Source organism: Frischella japonica (assembly GCF_014489845.1).
GTDB classification, from domain to species: Bacteria; Pseudomonadota; Gammaproteobacteria; order Enterobacterales; family Orbaceae; genus Frischella; species Frischella japonica.
In genome coordinates, this window is sequence record NZ_JABURY010000019.1 from 234,863 (window position 1) to 258,899 (window position 24,037).

Sequence of the window (24,037 nt, forward strand, 5' to 3'; positions counted from 1 at the left end):
CAATAAATTACTAAGGATGATTTTATGAGTAAACCATTTAATTGCATTGGATTAATCGGTATTCCAAGACAACCTGCTGCGCTCGCTACTCATCAAATAATTTATACATGGTTAAAAAGTAACAACTATCGAGTTTTAGTTGAAGATAAACTACAAAATCACCTCTCATTTGCCGTTGAGCATTATGCTTCATTGGAAGAAATTGGTCAGCAAGCCGAACTCGCTATTGTAATAGGTGGGGATGGTAATATCTTAAGAGTCGCACGTTATTTGGCACATTATAAAATTAAAATTATTGGTATCAATCGTGGAAATCTTGGATTTTTAACTGATATTAATCCCAATAATGCGATTGATAGTTTAAGCGAAGTTTTATCAGGTGAATATATCGATGATCCACGATTTTTGCTTGAAGTTTCCATCTACAATAAAAAAGGGACAAACACAGTTTCTAGTTTTGCTGTCAACGAAATCGTTCTTCATCCTGAGCATGTGGCACATATGATTGAATATGATGCTTATATTAATAATAAAAAAGCATTTTCACAACGCGCCGATGGCGTAATCATATCCACACCAACTGGTTCTACTGCTTATTCACTTTCCGCTGGAGGGCCTATTATAACGCCTAACTTGGATGCTTTTATTATAACACCAATGTTTCCACATTCATTATCTGCTAGACCGCTAGTGATAAAAAGTGATAATGTGATTAAACTTAAATGCCCAACTACTAAGGAACAACTCCAAATTTCCTGCGATAGTCAAATTATCCTAACAGCTGAAGCAAATGATGAAATCATTATTAAACGTTCTCAATGTGAATTTAACCTTATTCACACCGCTAATTATAATTACTTTAAAAATTTATCTAATAAATTAGGTTGGTCAAAAAAATTATATTAATTCTTTCTTCCCTTACTTTTTAATGACATGTTTTAACTAATATATTCTTTTATAGATAGCGTCTTGACATGATTAAACCCTTGAAAAAAGTCTTTATTTTCATGCTTTAAGCTTGATTCAAAAGATCATCATTCCGATATAATTTTTTTAAGCAATCTAAAATCCTAAATCAGTAAAAAAATGTAATTTCAAAGCTTATTGTAATTAAATTGATTTTTCAATATGGTCCTCAGCCAGCATTTTATTTTATAATAACTAAACAAGTAAGCAAGTTCCCTATTTTGTTTCTATTAAAACATCTCTTTCTACATTTGAAGTCATGGTGGCTCTCATTACATAGTGATTATTTATTTTTACCCGATTTTTACCTATCGATATACTGCAATTTAATAGTTGAACATTATTTTTAGAAATTAAGCTAAACTATGTTAGTTTAAATCGCAAAAATTAATTATTAAGCTGTTTATATAGAAAAAGATCAATATACATCTTGCACAAAAAACGAATAGACTGGGGTTAGAGAACTGTTGACGTTATATGGATTACCAGAAAAGTCACTTATTAACCGATACGTATGATTTGATCATAGTCGAATAATAACGTATTCATCCTGGATATAGATATTTATAGATACGCCTTATTAAACTTTAGAAAGAAGAAAGAAATTATCGTGCCTACAGCACGATAACGGAATAGATAGCTATTAGCGATTACTTCGTGTTAAATCGATAACTCGTAATTTAGCCAGTGCTTTTGATAATTCAGCTGATGCTTGTGCATAAGTCATATCACCACTTGGATTATTGATATGTTCTTTAGCTTGTCTTACCGATTCTTTTGCTCTCGCTTCATCAAGATCTTCACCACGAATCGCCGTATCGGCCAGAATAGTCACCATTGTTGGTTGCACTTCTAAAATACCACCGGATAGATAGATAAATTCTTCTTCCCCATCAGCTTTAACAATACCAACCATACCGGGTTTAATCGTTGTTAGCAGCTGAGTATGACCAGGATAAATACCTAGTTCACCTTCGCTACCGGTTATTCTGATTCGCTGAACCTCACCTGAGAAAAGGTGAGATTCAGCACTAACAACTTCTAATTGATAGGAAGTTAGTGCCATAATACACTCTCCACACTAATTATCTCTTACAGAGATTTTGCTTTCTCAATTGCTTCATCAATTGAACCAACCATATAGAATGCCTGTTCAGGTAAATGGTCATAATCACCATTCATAATACCTGTAAAAGCACTAATCGTATCTTTCAATGGAACATATTTACCCGGCGAACCAGTAAATACTTCAGCAACAAAGAACGGTTGAGATAAGAAACGTTGTATCTTACGCGCACGAGCAACGGTTAATTTATCATCTTCAGATAATTCATCCATACCAAGAATTGCGATAATATCTTTCAACTCCTGATAACGTTGTAAGATTGATTGAACACCACGCGCACAATCGTAATGCTCTTGACCAACAACTAACGGATCTAATTGACGGCTAGTTGAATCAAGTGGATCCACTGCCGGATAAATACCTAATGATGCAATTTGACGACTTAATACAATTGTTGCATCCAAGTGGGCAAATGTTGTTGCTGGTGATGGGTCAGTTAAGTCATCAGCTGGCACATAAACGGCTTGAATCGAAGTGATCGATCCTTTTTTAGTTGATGTGATACGCTCTTGCAATTGTCCCATTTCTTCAGCTAATGTAGGTTGATACCCAACCGCAGATGGCATACGACCCAATAATGCAGATACTTCAGTACCCGCTAACGTATAACGATAAATGTTATCAATAAATAACAAAACGTCTTTACCTTCATCACGGAATTTTTCGGCAATAGTTAAACCCGTCAAAGCTACCCGTAAACGATTTCCTGGTGGCTCATTCATTTGACCATAAACCAATGATACTTTATCAAGTACGTTTGATTCACGCATTTCATGATAAAAATCATTCCCTTCACGTGTACGTTCACCCACACCAGTAAATACAGAATAACCTGAATGTTCAATCGCGATATTACGGATTAATTCCATCATGTTAACTGTTTTACCTACACCGGCACCACCAAACAAACCAACTTTACCACCTTTAGCAAATGGGCAAATTAAGTCGATTACTTTTATACCTGTTTCAAGTAATTCAGTCGAGTTAGCTAGCTCGTCATAATTTGGTGCATTACGGTGAATCCCCCAACGCTCTTTTTCGTTAATTGGACCAGCATTATCAACTGGATCACCTAACACATTCATAATACGACCTAGTGTTTCAGTACCAACAGGAACTTCAATACCATGACCGGTATTAACAACATTTAATCCACGACGTAATCCATCAGTAGATCCCATTGCAATACAGCATACGACACCGCCACCTAATTGTTGCTGAACTTCCAGAACAAGTTTATCTGCGCCAGTTTCCACCTCTAATGCGTCATAAATATTTGGTACCGCATTTTCTGGAAATTCGACATCAACAACTGCGCCGATAATCTGGACAATCTTTCCAGTAGCCATCTTTAATCCTCTATGTCTTAATCTTAATTAATCAGTTGCACATTAAAATGCAACATGACTTTAACGTTAACCTGAAACTGCTGCTGCGCCCGATACAATATCTATCAACTCATTAGTAATAGCACCTTGACGTGCTTTATTATAGACAATTTGTAACTCACTGATGAGATTTGCACCATTATCAGTTGCCGCCTTCATTGCGACCATCCTGGCCGCTTGTTCACTTGCCAAGTTTTCAACAACAGCTTGGTAAACTTGTGATTCAATATAACGACGAACTGTCACATCTAATAATGATTTTTCACTTGGTTCATAGATATAATCCCAAGTTTTAGATTTAAGCTCTTCATCATCAGCAGGTTCAAGTGGTATCAACTGTTGTATCATTGGTTTTTGCGTCATGGTATTGATAAATCGATTAGTCACAATATATAGACGGTCAATTTTACCTTGATCATAAGCTTGCAACATTGTTTTCACAGGTCCGATTAAATCAGAAAGGGTTGGATCATCACCTAACCCTGTTACTTGTGTTAAAATATTAGCTTTTAACGAAGTAAAAAAAGAAACGCCACGTGACCCAACCACAGCTAAATCAGATTCAACACCTTTTTCCTGCCAATTCTGCATATCAGCTACAACAGTTTTAAATAAATTAATATTTAAACCACCACATAAACCTCGATCGGTTGAAATGATCAGGTAACCAACACGCTTAACATCCCGTTCATTTAGGTAAGGATGCTTAACACATGATTGTACTAACGCTAAATGTCCAATTACGTTACGTATTAACTCTGCATAAGGACGACTTGCTGCCATTCTATCTTGCGTTTTTCGCATTTTAGAGTTGGCAACCATTTCCATCGCTCGTGTAATCTTTTGAGTACTTTGAATACTTGCGATTTTCGTTCTTATCTCTTTTGCATTAGCCATTTATTCACCTCTGCTTGATAACTACCAAGTCTGTGTAGATTTAAAGCTATCTAGAATTTCTTTTAGCTTATTCTCAACATCATCATTGTAATTACCAGTTTTAGCAAGCTCAGCCATAAAATCTGTATATTGACTGTGCGCATAAGAAAGAAGCGCTGCTTCAAAAGCCAATACTTTTGGCAATTCAACATCTTCTAAATAACCACGTTCTGCTGCAAATAGCACTACAGACTGTTCAGCGACGGTCAAAGGTGAATACTGTTTCTGTTTAAGTAATTCAGTTACTTTTTCACCATGGCTTAACTGATTACGCGTTGCATCATCAAGATCCGAAGCAAACTGTGAGAATGCAGCTAACTCACGATATTGAGCTAAAGCAGTACGAATACCACCTGATAATTTTTTGATTACTTTAGTTTGTGCCGCACCACCAACACGCGATACCGAAATACCTGGGTTAACTGCGGGACGTACTCCAGAATTAAATAAATTCGTTTCTAAGAAAATTTGACCATCAGTAATCGAAATAACGTTGGTCGGAACGAAAGCAGATACGTCACCAGCTTGGGTTTCAATAATTGGTAAGGCAGTTAATGAACCGGTTTTACCTTTAACTTCCCCTTTTGTAAACTGCTCTACATAATCAGCGTTAACACGTGCTGCACGTTCTAATAAACGTGAATGCAAGTAGAATACATCCCCAGGGTAAGCTTCACGTCCAGGCGGACGTCGTAATAATAATGAAATTTGACGATAAGCGACCGCTTGTTTTGAAAGATCATCATAAACAACAAGTGCATCCTGACCACGATCACGGAAGTATTCACCCATTGCACAACCTGCATAAGGTGCTAAATATTGTAATGCTGCCGATTCTGATGCAGAAGCAACGACCACAATCGTGTTTTGCAGTGCACCATACTCTTCTAATTTACGTACAACATTAGCGATAGTAGATTGTTTTTGACCAATCGCGACATAGATACATTTAACGCCTGAATCACGTTGATTAATGATTGCATCAATTGCCAACGCTGTTTTACCTGTTTGACGGTCACCGATGATTAATTCACGTTGTCCACGCCCGATTGGAATCATTGAATCAACCGCTTTATAACCAGTTTGTAAAGCCTGATCAACCGATTGACGCTCAATAACTCCTGGCGCGACAACTTCAACAGGTGAAAAACCATCATGCTGAAGTGCTCCTTTACCATCGATAGGTTCACCTAACGTATTAATAACACGTCCAAGCAAGCCTTCCCCTACCGGGACTTGTAAAATATGACCGGTACATTGAACTTTCATACCTTCAGCAAGGTCTTCATAAGGTCCCATTACCACAGCACCAACAGAATCACGTTCTAAATTAAGTGCCATTGCATAACGATTTCCTGGCAATGCAATCATTTCTCCTTGCATTACTTCAGTTAAACCATGAATACGAAGAATTCCATCACTAACGGATATAATTGTTCCTTCATTGTGAGCATTACTCACAACATTGAACTGAGCAATTCGCTCTTTAATTAGTTCACTAATTTCAGTTGAATTTAGATGCATTATCAGTCCCCTTAAGACTGTAGCGCGTCACTTAAACGATTAAGGCGCCCTCTAATACTACTATCAATAACCATATCACCCGAACGAATAATAAAACCTGACATGATTGATTTATCAATATGACATTTCAGTCTTACTTTTCGAGATAAACGTTGTTCGACTCCAGCTGCAATTTTATCAAGTTGTGCATCTGTTAACGGCGTGGCAGATATTACATCAACATCTGCCACGGCTTGTTTTGCTAACACAAATTGAACAAAAAGCATTAACACATCTGGCAGTAAAATTAATCGCTTATTTTCTGCCATCACTTTGATAAAATTTGCTTGATATTCATCAAGTTGCTCACGACAAACATTAATAAATAACTGCGCAATTGAATCTGGCTTCATATCGGATGTCAAAACACTTTTAATTTGTTCATCCTGACTAATATGTGACACTAAAGTTAGCATCTTTTGCCATGCTTCAATGCGATTATGTTCAACAGCAAAATCGAAAGCAGCTTTAGCATAAGGACGAGCAACTGTAATAAAGTCAGCCATTATTGCTCAATCTCCTCTTATAATTCTGCTACTAGTTTGTCAATAATGTCACTATTAGCGGCTTCATTAACAGAACGTTCAATAATTTTCTCTGCACCAGCAATGGCAAGCCTTGCAACCTGTTGTTTTAACTCTTCTCGGGCTCGTTTGCGTTCGGCCTCAACTTCAGCAAGACCTTGTGCAACAATTCTTTCTCTTTCACGAGTCGCTTCTTGTTGGGCTTCCTCGATTATTGATGCTTTGCGTTTATTTGCTTGCTCAATAATAGCATTCGCCTCAACCTTAGCCTGTTGCATTATGTCAGATGTATTAGCTTTGGCTAATTCCAAATCTTTTTTTGCTGTTTCTGCTGAAGCAAGCCCGTCAGCTATCTCTTTTTGGCGTTTTTCAATCGCACTGATAATCGGAGGCCAAACAAACTTCATACAGAACCAAACAAACAATACAAATGTAATTGCTTGGCCGAGGAGCGTTGCATTCATATTCATGAGACAATTCCTCTTACATTACTCATATTAAATAATAGCTAATTAAGCGCGAGCGAAAATAGTATATAAAGCAATACCCACACTGATCATTGGGATTGCATCAACTAATCCCATAATGATAAAGAATTGAGTACGTAACATTGGCATTAATTCTGGTTGGCGTGCAGCACCTTCAAGGAACTTGCCTCCTAAAATACCAATACCAATTGCTCCACCAATTGCAGCTAATCCCATCATCAATCCAGCAGCTATAAATAACATACTCATGTCCATCTTTATACTCCAGTAATATCATTAAAAATAATTGTTTATTAGTGATCTTCTGTTTCCGATGCCATAGATAAGTAGACAATCGTCAACACCATAAAAATAAATGCTTGTAACGTAATAATTAAAATATGGAAAATCGCCCATGGTAAAGATAAAACCCATTGCGACCACCAAGGAATTAATGCTGCTATAAGGATAAAAATAAGTTCCCCTGCATACATATTTCCAAACAGCCGTAGACCTAAAGAAATCGGTTTAGATAATAGACTAACTGTTTCCAATAGTAAATTAATCGGAGCGAAAGCCCAATGATTAAAAGGATGTAAAGTATAGTCTTTAATAAATCCTTTTACACCTTTATATTTAAACGTGTAGATAATAATTAATAAAAATACCCCTATAGCCATTGACATCGTAATGCTAACATCTGCTGTAGGCACGACACGTAAATAAGGCAAACCTAGTTGTTGTGAAATGTATGGTAAGAAATCTATTGGTAATAAATCCATAAGATTCATTAAAAACACCCACACAAATATGGTTAAAGCTAATGGTGCAATCAATTTATTTTGACCACTAAACATGTCTTTAACGGTCTTATCAACAAATTCAATGATCATTTCAACTGCACATTGTAATTTTCCAGGAACTCCCGTAGTTGCTTTATGGGCTACCCGATGGAATATAGACAAGAATATTACACCTAGCAAAATTGAGAAAAATAAGGAATCGAGATTAAACGCCCAAAAACCCTCACCAAACTGTAAACTATGAAGGTGGTGTTTAATATATTCCTGTGGTGAACTTGGAGAAGAGATTGTCATATTACCTCTTACCTTAATTATTAAAAAAAGAAAAATATCGCCCCACACTTTCATTATGGTTTTAATAAAAAGTGTAAAACAATCGCTTTTATAATTTTATTAGTGCCCGTTATTTTAAACCTAATTACCTATGCCAAGTCAATAAATGTTTAGGTAAAATTGGAAAATTCGACACTATTTAACAAAAAATTAACAATTGTGATCAATATTCAACCTTGTTTTTACCAAAATTAAACAATGTTTAATAAAATATAGATAAAAAATAATCCGATTTTTATCGGATTATCATGGTAAATATACAGTGAAAATTAGAATTCCATTAATTCTTTTTCTTTTTCCACAAGAAAGCCATCTAATTTTTTGATCATTGAGTCGGTTATCTTTTGGACAACTTCTTGCGATTTTCGTTCATCATCTTCGGAAATTTCTTTATCTTTTAATAATGTTTTAATTTGATCATTAGCATCACGACGAATATTACGAATCGATACACGTCCTTGTTCTGCCTCACTGCGCACGATTTTGGTCAAATCACGACGACGCTCTTCGGTTAATGGTGGTAATGGTACACGAATTACCGTACCTGCCGACGCTGGATTTAGTCCTAAATCTGACGCTAAAATTGCCTTTTCAACTGCTGGTGTTAAAGACTTATCAAAAACAGTAATTGCAAGTGTTCTAGAATCTTCAGCAACAATATTTGCTAACTGACGCAGTGGCGTTGCACTGCCATAGTATTCAACCATAATTCCATCTAATAAATTTGGTGATGCTCGACCAGTACGTATTTTTGCAATATGATTTTGGAACGCTTCTAAGCTTTTTTCCATTCTATCTTGAGCATCTTTCTGAATCTCATTTAACATAGTAAAAACCTTTTCCTTTTATATTAACTCACTTTCACATCATTATTAATTAAAGTACCTTCTTGTTCACCTAAAATAACGCGGCGAAGTGCGCCAGGCTTATTCATATTAAAGACACAGATCGGTAAATTGTGATCTCTGGCTAAGGTGAATGCTGCTAAATCCATAACTTTTAATTCATCATCTAATACTTTTTCATAGCTGAGTGTTTTGTATAGCTGTGCGTCAGCATATTTAACGGGATCTGCAGAATATACTCCATCAACTTTGGTTGCTTTTAATACCACATCGGCTTCTATTTCGATCCCTCTAAGGCAGGCAGCAGAATCTGTTGTAAAAAATGGATTACCCGTTCCAGCGGATAAGATAACTACTTTTCCATGCCGTAATAAACTAATCGCCTCCGTCCATCGATAATCATCACAAACACCATTTAAGGGGATCGCTGACATTAATCTAGCATTAACTTCAATACGATGTAATGCATCACGCATCGCTAATCCATTCATAACTGTCGCTAGCATTCCCATGTGATCGCCAACAACTCGATTCATACCGGCTTTTGCAAGTCCTGCACCACGGAATAAATTACCCCCACCAATAACTAACGCGACTTCAACACCCATTTCAACCAAATCTTTCACTTCTAATGCCATTCTGTCAAGGACAGAGGCATCAATACCAAAACCTTCATCACCTTGTAATGCTTCACCACTCAGTTTTAAAAGGATACGTTTATAACAGGGAGTTTGCTTTGTCATTGCGGAAAAATCCTATAGATAAATAATAATAACTTGATCTCTCTAATTTTAAAGTATTTTGCTGATAAAAAAAACCGCCAAAGAGGCGGTTTTCATATATTTACCAATAAATTAAGACTGTTTAGAAATTGCAGCAACTTCTGCAGCAAAATCAACTTCAACTTTTTCAATACCTTCGCCCACTTCAAAACGGATGAATGTTGCTACAGTTGCTTTTTTCTCTTTTAACAAATCACCAACTGTTTTTGATGGATCCATAACAAATGGCTGACCAGTTAAAGAAACTTCGCCGGTAAATTTACGCATACGACCTTCAACCATTTTTTCTGCGATTTCACGTGGTTTACCTGATTGCATAGCGATATCAATTTGAATTTGACGTTCATGTGCTACGACATCCGCTGAAACATCTTCTGGATTAACATACTCTGGTTTACTTGCGGCGATATGCATAGCAATATGTTTAACTAATTCATCTTCAGCACCACTAGCTGCCACTAAAACACCTATACGTGCACCATGTTGATAGCTACCTACAACATCTCCGGCAATTTCAGCCACACGACGGATACCAATATTTTCACCAATTTTAGCTACTAATGCAGTACGTTCTTCTTCAAATTTTGCTTGTAATACAGCAACATCACTAATACGATCAGCAAGTGCAGCTTCAGCAACTTTATTACTAAATGCCAAGAAGCCCGCATCTTTTGCTACAAAGTCCGTTTCACAGTTAACTTCTAAAATCACACCAAATTTCTTATCTGCAGAAATTTTTGAAACAATGACACCTTCAGCTGCCACACGACCCGCTTTTTTGGCCGCTTTAGCTTGACCTGATTTACGCATATTATCAATGGCTAATTCAATATCACCATTTGCTTCAACTAACGCTTTTTTACATTCCATCATGCCTGCGCCAGTTCTTTCGCGCAGTTCTTTAACCATAGAGGCAGTTACTTCAGCCATTTTTTAACCCTCTGTTTGAAATTCTGTCATTTACTCAAAACATTTTCAGTAAATTATATTTGATACACAAGATAGGAGGAGTAAACTCCTCCCTAATTATAAGGCAAATAATATTTTAAATACTATTCAGCAGCCGCTACAGATTCTTCAACAAAAGTTTCTTCTGCAACTGGTGCTTGATTTTGCTCACGACCACTACGTACTGCATCAGATACTGCATTAGCATAAAGTTGAATCGCACGAATAGCATCATCATTACCTGGAATAACGTAATCAATACCATCTGGATCTGAGTTAGTATCAACAATCGCTACCACTGGGATACCAAGATTATTGGCTTCTTTAATTGCAATGTGTTCATGGTCTGCACCAATAACAAAAATTGCATCTGGTAATCCACCCATATTTTTAATACCACCTAGGCTATTTTCTAATTTAGCCATTTCACGAGTACGCATTAGGGCTTCTTTTTTAGTCAATTTATCAAAAGTACCATCTTGTGATTGTGTTTCTAAATCTTTTAAACGCTTAATAGATTGACGAACGGTTTTCCAGTTAGTCAACATACCACCTAACCAACGGTGATTAACATAAAATTGTCCACAATTTTCTGCAGCTTGTTTTATCGCTTCACCTGCCGCACGTTTAGTACCCACAAATAAAATTTTACCACGACGAGCAGCGATTTTATTTAGTACATCTAATGCTTCATTGAACATTGGAACCGTTTTTTCAAGATTAATGATATGAACTTTGTTACGAGCACCAAAAATAAATGGTTTCATTTTTGGGTTCCAATAGCGGGTTTGGTGACCGAAATGTACACCAGCTTGCAGCATATCGCGCATAGAGACTGTAGTCATGATTTCCTCATTAAAAAGTTGGGGTTATGCCTCCACATATTCGCTCTAACCGACTTTAATAAAAATTAAAGCACCCCGGCAAAGTGTGGTAATATGTGTGTGTTATAACGTTAATAAAATTAAAGTGTTTTACTTCTTCTATTTATATAGAATAAAGCACGCGTTTTATATCATATTTACTCCGCAAAAACCAGTATTATTTATACACGATATTAAATATAGGTATACATAATTAAATAAATATCGAATGTATAACAATGATTTTTAATATATCATTGATTAAATTTAAATCATTTTTATCAAAATATTATTGATAGGAAAGACCATGAAACTGAATCAGTATCAATTTATCATTGAAGGAATGACTTGCGCTACATGCGCTAATCGGATTGAGAAAGCATTAACAAAAGTCCCGCACGTTGTAGATGTTAATGTGAATTTAGCAACCGAAAAAGCAATCGTAAAAACCAATGAAATTGTAGAATTAACCACTTTAATCAAAGTCGTTGACGATGCTGGTTATCATGCTATACCTTTATCTAATATCAGCGAACCTTCAAATATTTCATTATCGATAACGGGAATGAGTTGTGCTTCATGTGTTAATCGCGTTGAAAAAGCGCTTAAATCAGTGATTGGTGTTCAGAACGCAGTCGTTAATTTAGCAACTGAGACGGCAACAATAAGTGGAAATAATCTTAATGGAGCTGATCTTATTTCCGCGGTTAAAAAAGCAGGATATGATGCCGAATTCATCAATGAACAAAAACCACAAAAATATCATTATAAACAACCTTCTTTCATTCCAGTTCTTTTAGCAGCATTATTAGCTTCACCATTACTAATACCTATGCTTTTGATGCCGTTTGGAATTAATTTAATGTTACCGGGTTGGCTACAACTTTTACTTGCTACATTAGTACAATTTATTTTAGGTGCAAAATTTTATCAGAGCGCTTGGAAAGCAGTTAAAGCCTTGACCGGTAACATGGATCTTTTAGTCGCCCTTGGCACCAGTGCAGCATATGGATTATCCGTTTTTGAATTGATTAAATATTGGCATAGCCCCCAAATACCTCATCTTTATTTCGAATCGTCTGCCGTGATAATCACGTTAGTCTTATTAGGTAAATGGCTAGAATCTAAAGCCAAACATCAGACCACTCAAGCTATTGAAGCACTAACTGCTCTACGCCCAGAAACGGCTCGTGTTCGACGTGGCGAACAAGAAGTGATACTACCTATCGATCAAATTAAATTAAACGATATTATTATCGTGAAACCTGGTGAACGAATTGCAGTTGATGGCATTATTTTAGAAGGCGCATCGAGTAGTGATGAATCATTAATTACCGGTGAAAGTCTACCCGTAAGTAAACAAATTAATGATACAGTAATAGGTGGGGCAATTAATGGCGAGGGTTTACTAGTTGTTAAAGCAACCGCAACATCAAACGAATCAACTTTAGCAAAAATCATTCAAATGGTGGAATCAGCCCAAACTAAAAAAGCCCCAATACAACGAATTGTTGATCACATTAGTGCGATTTTTGTACCGATTATTTTGTTAATTGCTTTAGTAACTTTACTAACTTGGGGGATTTATACTCATGACTGGCAGCACGCTTTACTTAATGCCATTGCCGTGTTAGTGATTGCATGCCCGTGTGCGCTCGGTCTTGCTACACCGACTGCAATTATGGTTGGAACAGGTGTTGCCGCACGACAAGGTATTTTAATTAAAGATGCTCAGGCTCTTGAGACTATTCATAGCGTGAAAGCTGTCGCTTTCGATAAAACAGGAACACTAACCATTGGCAAACCGGAATTGGTGATTTTTAAAATTATAACTGATTCTGATGAAAATAGTTTATTAACTATCGCCGCATCAATCCAATCGGGAAGTGAACATCCTTTAGCCAAAGCTGTTATAACCAAAGCTAATGAAAAACATTTATCCTATCACTATACACAAAGTTTTAAAAATATAGCGGGTTCGGGAGTTAAAGCTGAAATTGATAATCATCAATATTATTTAGGTAGTTACCGTTGGCTAAAATCAATGAACGCTGATGTTACAGAACTACAAAATAGTATCGATGAATTGGAGATGAAAGGCCTAACTATTTCTATATTGGCGGAAAAAGCATCTGAAACTATCAAAATTTTAGCTATTTTGGGTTTTTCTGATGTGATAAAACCAGAAGCTAAAACAGCAATTACTGCCTTACATCAATTAAATGTACGAACGATTATGTTAACCGGTGATAATATTCACTCTGCAAACACCATTGCAAAAGAATTATCCATTGATGAAGTTTTTGCGCAAATTACCCCTGAAGTTAAAGCTGATAAAATTTATCAACTTCAAAAAAACTATGGTAAAGTTGCTATGGTAGGCGATGGTGTTAATGATGCACCAGCATTAGCTGCAGCAGATATTGGAATCGCGATGGGAACAGGCACAGATGTGGCCATGCATACCGCATCCATGACATTAATGCGCGGTAATCCTTTATTGATTGCAGATGCCATTGATATTTCACGAAGAACTTATCATAAAATTAAACAAAATTTATTCTGGGCTTTTTTCTATAATCTTATTGGTGTACCACTTGCAGCCCTAGGTTTACTCAATCCGATGATTGCCGGTGCTGCCATGGCATTAAGTAGTGTTAGTGTCGTCACCAATGCATTATTACTTAAACGTTGGCAACCAAAATCTTGATATTAAAATTGTAAAAATAAGGCGGCGATTTGGACTGCTGCTAATATTATTATACTAAATTTTATATCTTGAAAAAAATTGGAATAGGTTTTAATTGAGGTTGAAAATAAAAATTTAGCCTAAATATTTAATATTAATCTAGTTATTTATTCGGAATAATCATCAAATTATGCGTATATTTTGTTTTTTCTGTTTTTTCATCTATCTTTATGTTGAATTTGCAATATTTAATGCAGTAGCCAATACGATCGGTGTATTGCTAACTTTAATTGCTATCTTTGCAACATCCATTTTTGGATTATCTTTAGTTAAATCTGAAGGCATAAAAAATTTTATCCAAATGAAAAATAAAATAGTTAATCGAGAAAATCCCACCAATGAAGTCATTAGAAATATCTCATTATTTATAGCTGGATTTTTACTGTTAATTCCAGGTTTTTTTACCGATATACTAGGGGTGATCTTATTATTATCCCCAATACAACGATTTCTTTTCAGCAAAATCATACCTAAAATGAATATTAAAACATATGGTTATGAATTTAAAGCGAGTAATGATGCTGAGCTTGATATTATCGAAGGAGAATTTAAGCGCAAAAATGATTAATAATTAGTCAATTGAAAAATTTTTTTTCGATCTACCTTGAAGTATATAAATAAATCCCCATTTTAGGATAACTACATTGTAATATGATCATATATTATGATTTTGTTTTAATTCACTGTATTGAAACTTAATTTGAAATTAGTTTAGGAGAATAATAAATGAAAATTCGTCCATTGCATGATCGCGTGATCATCAAACGTAAAGAAATCGAATCAAAATCAGCTGGAGGTATTGTTTTAACAGGTTCTGCTGCTGGTAAATCTACTCGTGGTGAAGTGTTGGCTGTAGGTAATGGTCGTATTTTAGAAAATGGTCAAGTACAACCATTAGATGTCAAAGTTGGTGATATTGTTATTTTTAATGAAGGCTACGGCGTAAAAGCTGAAAAAATTGATAACGAAGAAGTTTTAATCCTTTCTGAAAACGATATTCTAGCAATCGTTCAAGCATAATTAAGTTATTAATCAGAATAAAAGACAGAATTTTAGGAGAAATTAAGAATGGCAGCTAAAGAAGTAAAATTTGGTAATGATGCGCGCACAAAAATGCTGCGTGGTGTAAATATTCTTGCTGATGCAGTAAAAGTAACATTAGGACCTAAAGGTCGAAATGTTGTTTTAGACAAATCATTCGGCGCACCAGTTATTACTAAAGATGGTGTATCAGTTGCCCGTGAGGTCGAATTAGAAGATAAGTTCGAAAATATGGGTGCTCAAATGGTTAAAGAAGTTGCATCAAAAGCGAATGATGCAGCTGGTGATGGTACCACTACCGCAACCGTACTTGCTCAAGCGATTGTCAATGAAGGTTTGAAAGCTGTTGCTGCGGGCATGAACCCAATGGACTTAAAACGCGGAATTGACAAAGCTGTCATTGCTGCAGTTGAAGAACTTAAAAAACTATCTCAACCTTGTTCTGATTCACGGGCTATTGCTCAAGTAGGTACAATCTCTGCAAACTCTGACGAAACTGTTGGTAAATTAATTGCAGAAGCAATGGAAAAAGTCGGTAAAGAAGGTGTCATTACTGTTGAAGATGGTACTGGTTTACAAGATGAATTAGATGTTGTAGAAGGTATGCAATTTGATCGAGGATACTTATCACCTTATTTCATCAATAAACCAGAAACTGCAACGGTTGAATTAGACAGCCCATATATTTTATTAGTCGATAAAAAAATCTCTAACATCCGTGAATTATTGCCAGTACTTGAAGCTGTTGCTAAAGCAGGCAAATCTTTATTAATTATCGCGGAAGATGTTGAAGGCGAAGCGCTTGCTACTTTAGTGGTCAATACTATGCGTGGTATTGTTAAAGTTGCTGCGGTTAAAGCACCTGGTTTTGGTGATCGCCGTAAAGCAATGTTACAAGATATTGCAATTCTAACTTCAGGTACTGTTATTTCTGAAGAAATTGGTTTAGAACTTGAAAAAGCAACTTTAGAAGACCTTGGTCAAGCTAAACGTGTTGTAATCAACAAAGACAACACTACCATCATTGATGGTATTGGCGAGCAGTCTCTAATTGAAGCGCGAGTGAACCAAATTCGTGGTCAAATTGAAGAATCAACATCAGATTACGATAAAGAAAAACTCCAGGAACGTGTAGCTAAACTTGCTGGTGGTGTTGCCGTAATCAAAGTTGGAGCTGCAACTGAAGTTGAAATGAAAGAGAAAAAAGCACGAGTTGAAGATGCCTTACATGCTACTCGCGCTGCAGTTGAAGAAGGTGTTGTTGCTGGTGGTGGTGTAGCGTTAGTTCGAGCAGCTAGTGTCATTTCATCACTTGAAGGTGATAATGAAGATCAAAACGTAGGTATTAAAGTTGCATTACGCGCAATGGAAGCGCCATTACGCCAAATCGTAACTAACTGCGGTGAAGAAGCGTCCGTTGTTGCTAACTCAGTAAAAGCAGGTCAAGGTAACTACGGCTATAATGCTTCTACTGAAGAATACGGTGATATGATTGCGATGGGTATTTTAGATCCAACTAAAGTAACACGTAGTGCATTACAATATGCAGCCTCTGTTGCCGGTTTAATGATTACCACCGAATGTATGATTTCTGAACTTCCTAAAGAAGATAAACCTGATTTAGGTGCTGCTGGTATGGGAGGTATGGGTGGAATGATGTAATTTCCCCTATCCATAGCTAAATAAAATAAAAACCACTCCAGAAATGAGAGTGGTTTTTTATTTTTGAAAAAATTATTGTTAACAATATCTCATTCATTATATAAACAGAATTGATTTATTGAGTTTTATTCGTTTTTCAAATATTGATTGCGTTCTTCAATATTTGAATGAAAAGTGAACAAATTTGATAAAAAGGCCTTTCAAAGTTAGTCTTCAATAAATATTATTTATAATATCATAAATGAAATTCTGAGCTTATCTCTAAATGGTGCATCTATATTTTATTAGTTACATATTTTTAAATAATATATCATTAATACCTATTTCAGTGGATTAAATAAGCTCAGTAACTGGTCGTGATGAAGAACACCGTTTATAGAGATACTAAATAAACAATTTCCTTTTCACTCGTAAATATCATTAAACCTTCGGCTTGACTTTTACCGTCTAGATATCACTATAATGGTATATTAAAGATAATAAGTTCTTGGTAATTCGATAAAAACGATCAAGTTATTTATATCAGTGATATTAAATCTCACATCTTAACAATGTTTACATACTTCTAAAATTGTATTTTATTCGAAAAAACTATAATACCTTGAAATCTTATTTATTTTTAAAAAATCTAGATAAATTTGTCTGTTATGGTAATAAAGTTTACCAAGATATAATAATTAGTAGATTGAAAAGAAAAAACAAAAAGGCTCACACTTTTGCTTGGCACTACTCAATTTGTAGTAGCCATGTTTTGGCAGGATAACGATAATTTTATTGTTGTTAGTCATTTAGAACCATTTAATTATATATTCAGTTCAGACGATCAGGTTGTAAAATATATATGATATCAAACCTAAAAATCTTAACACCGGTTAATTACTGAATAACCTTGCCCAAAAGCGTATTACAGGTGGAGATTGAAGACTATTTAGTACAAATTTTATTAAACTTATCGTTATCACTCACCAATTTCAACGATTTAAACATCTAAGCTGAAATATGTTGATAAAGTGTTATTGAACCAATCACAATAAGTACTAAACCGCCCAAAAATTCAGCTCGTTTACCAATCCAAGACCCTATTTTCTTACCCAGTAAAATCCCTAAAGTAACCATTAAACAAGTTGCAGCACCTATCATACAAGATGCAAAAACAATATTAACTGTTGCAAGCGCTAACCCGATACCTACTGCAAATGCATCAATACTGGTTGATATTGCGGTCAAAACAAGCAAAAATAATGACTGTTTTTTAGTGTTTTTATCTTCTTGAGTTTCATCATCTTCAAGAAAAGAATTATAGATCATATGACTACCTAAAAATAACATCAAAAGAAATATAATCCAGTGATCCCATTTTTCAGTAAAGTGTAGTGTGAGAAAACCACATAACCATCCTAACATGGGGGTAATACCTTCAATCAAACCAAATATTAGTCCCACTTTAAACGCATCTTTCAGTTTAGGAACATTGAGTGATACTCCTTTACAAACAGCCACAGCAAAAGCATCTGTCGACATGGCAAACGCCAACAGCATAACGGTTAAAAAATTCATAAAATTTGCTCGAATTGTTTTTATTAAAATATTATTTTGAAATATTGTCTAAGTAGTCAGCAACGTAAATTGCACCACGCTGCCGATAATCTTTAGCTGATTTACTCACTCTATCTCGAGCAGTTTGATCATAGCGAAATAATTGCTTAAAAGTTTGATCCGCTTCAGCCTTATCATTATTTTGTATGGCACAATAACCTAATTGTTCTAAACCATTAATTTTCCATATGGGATTGTTTAATTTAATCGCATGTTGGAATTGTTTTTTTGCTTCAGCATATTGGTCTCTGGCACATAAAAAAGCACCATAATGATTAAAATAGAGCCCATTATTGGGTTCCATTTTAGTGATATTTTTATAAATCATATCTGCTTCATCATACTCACCTACACGTTGATCGAACAATGCCATACCAAGCATGATGTTCGGATTATTTGGTGAATATTGATTTGCTAAAGCTAAATTATAATGTGCACGTTTAATATTTTCTGCGGAATCATCTACATCTGCTTGTACCAAATAACCTAAGCCTAATTTTAATCGTGCAAATGCCGCCTTTTCTGGATTAAATTCTGCCTGTTGCTGCTCAGTAAATTGGCATCCGGTTAAACAAGATATTATTGCAACGCTTAAAATGACTGAATACCTTTTTTTTGAAAGCATCATTGATTTAATCCTCTTAATGTCAAGCTTGTCTCACTTCAATATGTGTTTTGTTTAACGACGATTTAATCAACTTAGTACGTTTAGTTCGATCAATTACATCACCAGCTAACTGACCACATGCTGCATCAATATCGTCGCCACGAGTTTTTCGAATAATGACAGTAAAACCATACTCCATTAATGTTTTCATAAATCGATCTATTCGCGTATTTGAACTGCGTGAATAAGGTGCTCCTGGGAATGGGTTCCAAGGAATAAGATTAATTTTACAAGGTGTATTTTTTAGAAATCTAGCTAACTGGTGAGCATGTTCGACACTATCATTTATTTGATTAAGTAACACATATTCAATAGTGACTTTACCATGATTAGCATTAGATACGGCTAAATAACGATGAATTGAATCACGTAACATTGCCATATTATATTTTTCATTGATTGGCATTATTTGATTACGAATTTCATCATTAGGTGCATGTAATGAAATAGCCAATGCAACATCAATCATACCAGCAAGTTTATCTAATGCGGGTACTACACCTGATGTGGATAACGTCACCCGACGCTTTGACAAGCCATAACCAAAATCATCCAACATGATTTCCATGGCCGGTACCACATTAGAAATATTTAATAACGGTTCCCCCATTCCCATCATTACGACATTGGTAATCGGTCTATCTGCAAGTTTACCGGTCAAACCGATAACTTTTGAAGCTCGCCAAACTTGACCTATGATTTCTGAAACGCGTAAATTGCGGTTAAAACCTTGTTGGGCAGTAGAACAAAACTGGCAAGCTAATGCACATCCCACTTGCGATGATACACACAACGTCGCTCGATCTTTTTCTGGAATATAGACACATTCAATTAGTTGATTATGACCGACATCAAGTGCCCACTTAATCGTACCATCTGCAGAACGCTGTTCTTCAGCAATCTCAGGGGCTTTTATTTCAGCTATTTTAGCTAATTGATCACGTAATTTTTTATTAATATCGGTCATTAGTTCAAAATCATCATAACCAAAATGATAAATCCATTTCATTACTTGATCTGCGCGGAAAGGTTTTTCACCCAAATTTTTGAAAAATTCACGTAATTCTTGGCGGGTGAAATTTAATAAATTTACTTTTTCGAAAGATGCTTCATCTAATACAAAAGATTGAGCCGATAATTCGGTTTGCATTTCTACATTATTTACTACTGTCATATGGCCTCGTTTTTACACATTGCGGCGAAAAAATATATGAAAAAAATTGAGGAGAGATTATACTGTTTTTAAATTCATCTGGCTAATATTATTCTATTTTTTGCGATATAGATAACATGAAAAAAATTCTATTTTTTCTTTTACTTAATCTAACTTTTACTACTATGGCAGAAACAATACCTTTAAACAAATTGATCGGACAATTTAACGAAAAGACAGATCCTAATTTTGTCGCCTTAGATTCTACTATTTTACCTGTCAATAAACCCGGTATGTATTTGCAAAAAGAAGTCGCCGATCAATTAACAAAAGCTTATCAAGATTTCAAAATCGCACATCCTAATATACCTTTTATTGTTGTCAGTGCGACACGAAATTATGCTTATCAAAATAGTATTTGGCAAAACAAATGGGATAGGCTATTTAAAAAATTAAAAAATGAACCAAAAACAGCACAAGAAATTTTAAAATATTCTTCAATGCCAGGAACATCACGTCACCACTGGGGAACAGATGTTGATATCACCAGCGTTTCATCCGATTATTTTACTCAAGACCCAAAAGGTAAAATTCTTTTTCAATGGTTACAAACAAATATGTCTAAATACGGTTTTTGTCAGTCTTTTAATCATGGTCGAAAGGGTGGATATCAACCTGAAGAATGGCATTGGTCTTATCAACCCATCGCTAAGAAATTTTTAGCTCAATACAAGAAAATTTTAGCTAGTAATGAAAAATCCATTATCAATCAATTAACGTTCGCTGGTTATAATAAAATTAAATTACGTGATTTAATTGAAGAATATGTTTTTGATGTTAATCCAGATTGTTATTAAAAATTAACCACGCCAATAAGGTAATTTAATAGTAATAATTAAACCTTTTGTTTCCTGATTTTTAGCTTGAATAGTACCATTGTGCATACTAATACTTTTACGGGCGATAGCTAATCCTAAACCATAGCCTTTACCTAATTGAGGTGATTGTATTCTGACAAAAGGTTCAAATATACTTGATAATTTATGCTCTTCAACACCTGGGCCGTGATCACTGACAACGACTTGTAAATATTTCCCCACTTCTTTTAAGTGAATATCAATCTGTTGTTCTTTCTCAGAAAATCTAATTGCATTTCGAATAATATTTTCAACCGCTCGCCTGATTTGCTCTGAATTTCCTTTAATAATAGAATGAATAATTGGCTCACATTTAAAATTAATCACAATATGTTGAGGAGCAGCTTCATATCGTGCATCATCAACAATAACATTAATGAGCTCTTTTAGGTCAAAGTACTCATCAAGACAATTATTCATTTCAGCTCGTGAATAGTTGAGAATTTCACCGATCAATGCATCTAGCCGTTGGGATTCCAGTTCTATTCGAGCAAGAGCGTTATCAATATTTTGTTTATTTTGTTGCGCCAATCCTATTGCTAATTGAAGTCTTGCCAGTGGTGTTCTAAGTTCATGAGAAACATCATGCAATAATACTTGTCTATCAGTAATTAAAATATCTAATTGTTCAACCATTGAATCAAAATCATTTGCTAATTCACTAAATTCATCATGACGGGATTTTAAGCGCTCATAAAGTCGAACATATAAATTACCTTGTGACACCTGATAAAAACCTTGTCGCAATAATTTCATGGGTCGGGTAAGATTTAATGCTAAAAACAAACTAAATAGTAAACCACCAATAATTCCCATCAAAAACATAGGAACAGGTAAGTTAAAAAAAGCTCCTTTAGCATAACTTTTATTGTTATCTTTGAAAGTAATTAAATAAACGATACCATCGGGTGCAACGGCGGTTTTTTGATAGATAAAAGAACCATCTTTTAAATAATTTGGTCCTGTAGTCAGAAGTTCTTCTTGCACGCTGGACAAGGTAATTGAGAAGCATAAACGCTCAGGTTCAGCTAAATGTGAAATAAAATTTACCGCCTCACGTTCACCGGAAATCTGTAGTAACTGTGCTATCATCTCAACTTTTGTTGGAATGTGGTAATACATTTTAGATTCACGATTTTCCAGATAAAATGTGAAACCAATCCAAGTTAATTGAAAAGTGAGATAAAAGATACCCCAAAATATAATGAGTATCTTCCAAAATAAGCATCTGTTCATCGAAGTTATTATCTAATACGATAACCTACAGCTCTAATTGTCTCAATTGTTATAGCATCACGAGTGAGCTGATGCAATTTTTGTCTAATATTACTAATATGGACATCTACACTACGATCATACAACTCTCGAGCTCGACCTAAGCCTTCTTCAGATAACTCTTCCTTAGTAACCACACGCTCATGATTTTTAACTAATAAAGTCAGTAAATTAAATTCCGTTGAAGTTAATTCAATTGTAGTATTTTTCCACATACATAAACGTTGTGGGATATCTAATGTAAGATCATGAAAAATATATTTTTTGTCATCAAATTCAGGATAAGGTGGTTTGTCATCCATACGACGTAGTACAGCTCTAAGCCGGGCAAGTAATTCTCTGGGATAACATGGTTTAGGAATATAATCATCAGCGCCAAGTTCTAGTCCTAAAACACGATCAATATTATCACCTTTTGCTGTTAGCATGATGACAGGCGTGTTCAATGTTTGGCGAATATTTTTAAGAACATCAATACCATTTAAATCGGGTAACATGATATCTAAAATAATCGCTTTATATTCGCCAGTTAGCGCCTCATTAATACCTTCTTGCCCTTGATGGACAACTTTAACTTTAAAGCTTTCATTCGTTAAGTACTCACTTAACATCTGAGATAGTTCAACATCATCATCAATCAATAAAATATTAATCATAGCTATATAAGAAAATAGTGATAGATAATCTATATTATCAGTAACATAAGAAAAATGTCAGTTATTTTTACTAAAATATTACATGATCCAATTAATTTTTATAAAAAAATTTTATAGTTAACAAATATCACTGTTATCAATTCTAATTTAAACCATTATTTTGATTATATATTCATTCAACCTGAAATATAGAATTAGGATAAGATTATAAAGCAGTAGCGTAACATTGCTAACAAATAAACAAAGTTATAGATGAGATTGTATAATAGATTATAAATTTATTCAGAACAGATTTAGGATGGCAATTTGTGCAGATTTTATATATAAAAAACCCCGACATAATGTCAGGGTAAGGTATTTTATAGTCTGGCGGTGACCTACTCTCACATGGGGAATTCCCCACACTACCATCGGCTCCACGGCGTTTCACTTCTGAGTTCGGCATGGGTCAGGTGGGACCACCGCAACATCGCCGCCAGACATATCCTGTCTCACTTCTCTAACTCTTCAGAACAAGCTTTCTCAACACACTTTATTCACCAAAAACAACTCCGAGTTGTAAGGTTAAGACTCTCGGTTCATTAGTATCAGTTAGCTCAATGTATCACTACACTTACACACCTGACCTATCTACGTCTTAGTCTCAAACGGACCTTACTGAATCTCTTCAGGGAAAACTCATCTCAGGGCTAGTTTCGTACTTAGATGCTTTCAGCACTTATCTATTCCGCACGTAGCTACCGGGCAATGCAATTGGCATCACAACCCGAACACCAG

23 protein-coding genes and 2 rRNA genes are annotated in these 24,037 nt (G+C 35.2%); 6 read left to right on the forward strand and 19 right to left on the reverse strand.

Annotated elements, in window-relative coordinates:
• The first annotated feature begins 24 nt into the window (after window positions 1–24).
• Window positions 25–906, forward strand: coding sequence for an NAD(+) kinase (gene nadK, locus FcAc13_RS10330; protein ID WP_187756138.1), 882 nt, complete (start codon window positions 25–27; stop codon window positions 904–906).
• Window positions 907–1,609: 703 nt separating this feature from the next.
• Here nadK and FcAc13_RS10335 read toward each other — a convergent pair.
• The 12 genes from FcAc13_RS10335 to rpsB all read right to left on the reverse strand — a co-directional run bounded on the left by FcAc13_RS10335 (window position 1,610) and on the right by rpsB (window position 11,526).
• Window positions 1,610–2,032, reverse strand: a complete 423-nt coding sequence (locus FcAc13_RS10335; protein ID WP_187756139.1) for a F0F1 ATP synthase subunit epsilon — start codon at window positions 2,030–2,032, stop codon at window positions 1,610–1,612.
• A 26-nt stretch (window positions 2,033–2,058) separates the two neighbouring features.
• The gene (gene atpD, locus FcAc13_RS10340) at window positions 2,059–3,441 is read right to left on the reverse strand and encodes a F0F1 ATP synthase subunit beta (protein WP_187756140.1); all 1,383 of its coding nucleotides are present in this window, start codon (window positions 3,439–3,441) and stop codon (window positions 2,059–2,061) included.
• Window positions 3,442–3,507: 66 nt separating this feature from the next.
• Window positions 3,508–4,377 carry a F0F1 ATP synthase subunit gamma gene (atpG, locus tag FcAc13_RS10345; protein ID WP_187756141.1) on the reverse strand — a complete coding sequence of 290 codons (870 nt, stop codon included), beginning with the start codon at window positions 4,375–4,377 and terminating at the stop codon, window positions 3,508–3,510.
• A gap of 21 nt (window positions 4,378–4,398) precedes the next feature.
• Window positions 4,399–5,940: a F0F1 ATP synthase subunit alpha gene (atpA, locus tag FcAc13_RS10350; protein ID WP_187756142.1), complete on the reverse strand. Its 1,542-nt coding sequence runs from the start codon at window positions 5,938–5,940 to the stop codon at window positions 4,399–4,401.
• Window positions 5,941–5,951: 11 nt separating this feature from the next.
• Entirely contained in the window at window positions 5,952–6,485 is a 534-nt protein-coding gene (atpH, locus tag FcAc13_RS10355) for a F0F1 ATP synthase subunit delta (RefSeq protein WP_187756143.1), read from the reverse strand.
• A 17-nt stretch (window positions 6,486–6,502) separates the two neighbouring features.
• The gene (atpF, locus tag FcAc13_RS10360; RefSeq protein ID WP_187756144.1) at window positions 6,503–6,973 is read right to left on the reverse strand and encodes a F0F1 ATP synthase subunit B; all 471 of its coding nucleotides are present in this window, start codon (window positions 6,971–6,973) and stop codon (window positions 6,503–6,505) included.
• 42 nt (window positions 6,974–7,015) lie between these two features.
• The gene (gene atpE, locus FcAc13_RS10365; RefSeq protein WP_187756145.1) at window positions 7,016–7,246 is read right to left on the reverse strand and encodes a F0F1 ATP synthase subunit C; all 231 of its coding nucleotides are present in this window, start codon (window positions 7,244–7,246) and stop codon (window positions 7,016–7,018) included.
• Window positions 7,247–7,284: 38 nt separating this feature from the next.
• Window positions 7,285–8,067, reverse strand: a complete 783-nt coding sequence (gene atpB / locus FcAc13_RS10370; protein ID WP_187756146.1) for a F0F1 ATP synthase subunit A — start codon at window positions 8,065–8,067, stop codon at window positions 7,285–7,287.
• Window positions 8,068–8,375: 308 nt separating this feature from the next.
• Window positions 8,376–8,933 carry a ribosome recycling factor gene (gene frr / locus FcAc13_RS10375; protein WP_187756147.1) on the reverse strand — a complete coding sequence of 186 codons (558 nt, stop codon included), beginning with the start codon at window positions 8,931–8,933 and terminating at the stop codon, window positions 8,376–8,378.
• Between the two features lie 23 nt (window positions 8,934–8,956).
• Entirely contained in the window at window positions 8,957–9,694 is a 738-nt protein-coding gene (gene pyrH, locus FcAc13_RS10380) for a UMP kinase (protein ID WP_187756148.1), read from the reverse strand.
• A gap of 111 nt (window positions 9,695–9,805) precedes the next feature.
• Window positions 9,806–10,663: a translation elongation factor Ts gene (gene tsf, locus FcAc13_RS10385; protein ID WP_187756149.1), complete on the reverse strand. Its 858-nt coding sequence runs from the start codon at window positions 10,661–10,663 to the stop codon at window positions 9,806–9,808.
• Between the two features lie 122 nt (window positions 10,664–10,785).
• Window positions 10,786–11,526 carry a 30S ribosomal protein S2 gene (rpsB, locus tag FcAc13_RS10390; RefSeq protein ID WP_187756150.1) on the reverse strand — a complete coding sequence of 247 codons (741 nt, stop codon included), beginning with the start codon at window positions 11,524–11,526 and terminating at the stop codon, window positions 10,786–10,788.
• 325 nt (window positions 11,527–11,851) lie between these two features.
• Between rpsB and FcAc13_RS10395 the strand changes: the two genes are divergently transcribed.
• From FcAc13_RS10395 to groL, 4 genes are all read left to right on the forward strand, one after another.
• The gene (locus tag FcAc13_RS10395) at window positions 11,852–14,254 is read left to right on the forward strand and encodes a heavy metal translocating P-type ATPase (RefSeq protein WP_187756151.1); all 2,403 of its coding nucleotides are present in this window, start codon (window positions 11,852–11,854) and stop codon (window positions 14,252–14,254) included.
• A 169-nt stretch (window positions 14,255–14,423) separates the two neighbouring features.
• Window positions 14,424–14,861, forward strand: a complete 438-nt coding sequence (locus FcAc13_RS10400; RefSeq protein WP_187756152.1) for an FxsA family protein — start codon at window positions 14,424–14,426, stop codon at window positions 14,859–14,861.
• Between the two features lie 158 nt (window positions 14,862–15,019).
• On the forward strand, window positions 15,020–15,313 hold the full coding sequence (locus tag FcAc13_RS10405; protein ID WP_187756153.1) for a co-chaperone GroES: 294 nt from the start codon (window positions 15,020–15,022) through the stop codon (window positions 15,311–15,313).
• A 48-nt stretch (window positions 15,314–15,361) separates the two neighbouring features.
• Window positions 15,362–16,996: a chaperonin GroEL gene (gene groL / locus FcAc13_RS10410; RefSeq protein WP_187756154.1), complete on the forward strand. Its 1,635-nt coding sequence runs from the start codon at window positions 15,362–15,364 to the stop codon at window positions 16,994–16,996.
• A 987-nt stretch (window positions 16,997–17,983) separates the two neighbouring features.
• Here the strand turns inward: groL and FcAc13_RS10415 are convergent.
• Genes FcAc13_RS10415 through rlmN form a run of 3 tightly spaced genes read right to left on the reverse strand, consistent with a single transcriptional unit; the run spans window position 17,984 to window position 20,409 of the window.
• Entirely contained in the window at window positions 17,984–18,553 is a 570-nt protein-coding gene (locus FcAc13_RS10415; protein ID WP_187756155.1) for a manganese efflux pump MntP, read from the reverse strand.
• 31 nt (window positions 18,554–18,584) lie between these two features.
• Window positions 18,585–19,220: a hypothetical protein gene (locus FcAc13_RS10420; RefSeq protein WP_187756156.1), complete on the reverse strand. Its 636-nt coding sequence runs from the start codon at window positions 19,218–19,220 to the stop codon at window positions 18,585–18,587.
• Window positions 19,221–19,239: 19 nt separating this feature from the next.
• Window positions 19,240–20,409, reverse strand: coding sequence for a dual-specificity RNA methyltransferase RlmN (gene rlmN, locus FcAc13_RS10425; protein ID WP_187756168.1), 1,170 nt, complete (start codon window positions 20,407–20,409; stop codon window positions 19,240–19,242).
• Between the two features lie 140 nt (window positions 20,410–20,549).
• Between rlmN and FcAc13_RS10430 the strand changes: the two genes are divergently transcribed.
• Window positions 20,550–21,269, forward strand: a complete 720-nt coding sequence (locus tag FcAc13_RS10430) for a M15 family metallopeptidase (RefSeq protein WP_187756157.1) — start codon at window positions 20,550–20,552, stop codon at window positions 21,267–21,269.
• Between the two features lie 3 nt (window positions 21,270–21,272).
• Here the strand turns inward: FcAc13_RS10430 and FcAc13_RS10435 are convergent, their stop codons facing one another.
• The 4 genes from FcAc13_RS10435 to FcAc13_RS10450 form a co-directional block, all read right to left on the reverse strand.
• Window positions 21,273–22,451 (reverse strand): ATP-binding protein, encoded by a 1,179-nt coding sequence (locus FcAc13_RS10435; protein ID WP_220680076.1) that lies wholly within the window; start codon window positions 22,449–22,451, stop codon window positions 21,273–21,275.
• Between the two features lie 122 nt (window positions 22,452–22,573).
• Window positions 22,574–23,257 carry a response regulator gene (locus FcAc13_RS10440; protein ID WP_187756169.1) on the reverse strand — a complete coding sequence of 228 codons (684 nt, stop codon included), beginning with the start codon at window positions 23,255–23,257 and terminating at the stop codon, window positions 22,574–22,576.
• 367 nt (window positions 23,258–23,624) lie between these two features.
• Window positions 23,625–23,740: ribosomal RNA gene (gene rrf, locus FcAc13_RS10445) — 5S ribosomal RNA — on the reverse strand.
• An 80-nt stretch (window positions 23,741–23,820) separates the two neighbouring features.
• A 23S ribosomal RNA gene (locus FcAc13_RS10450) occupies window positions 23,821–24,037 on the reverse strand; the annotation flags it as partial.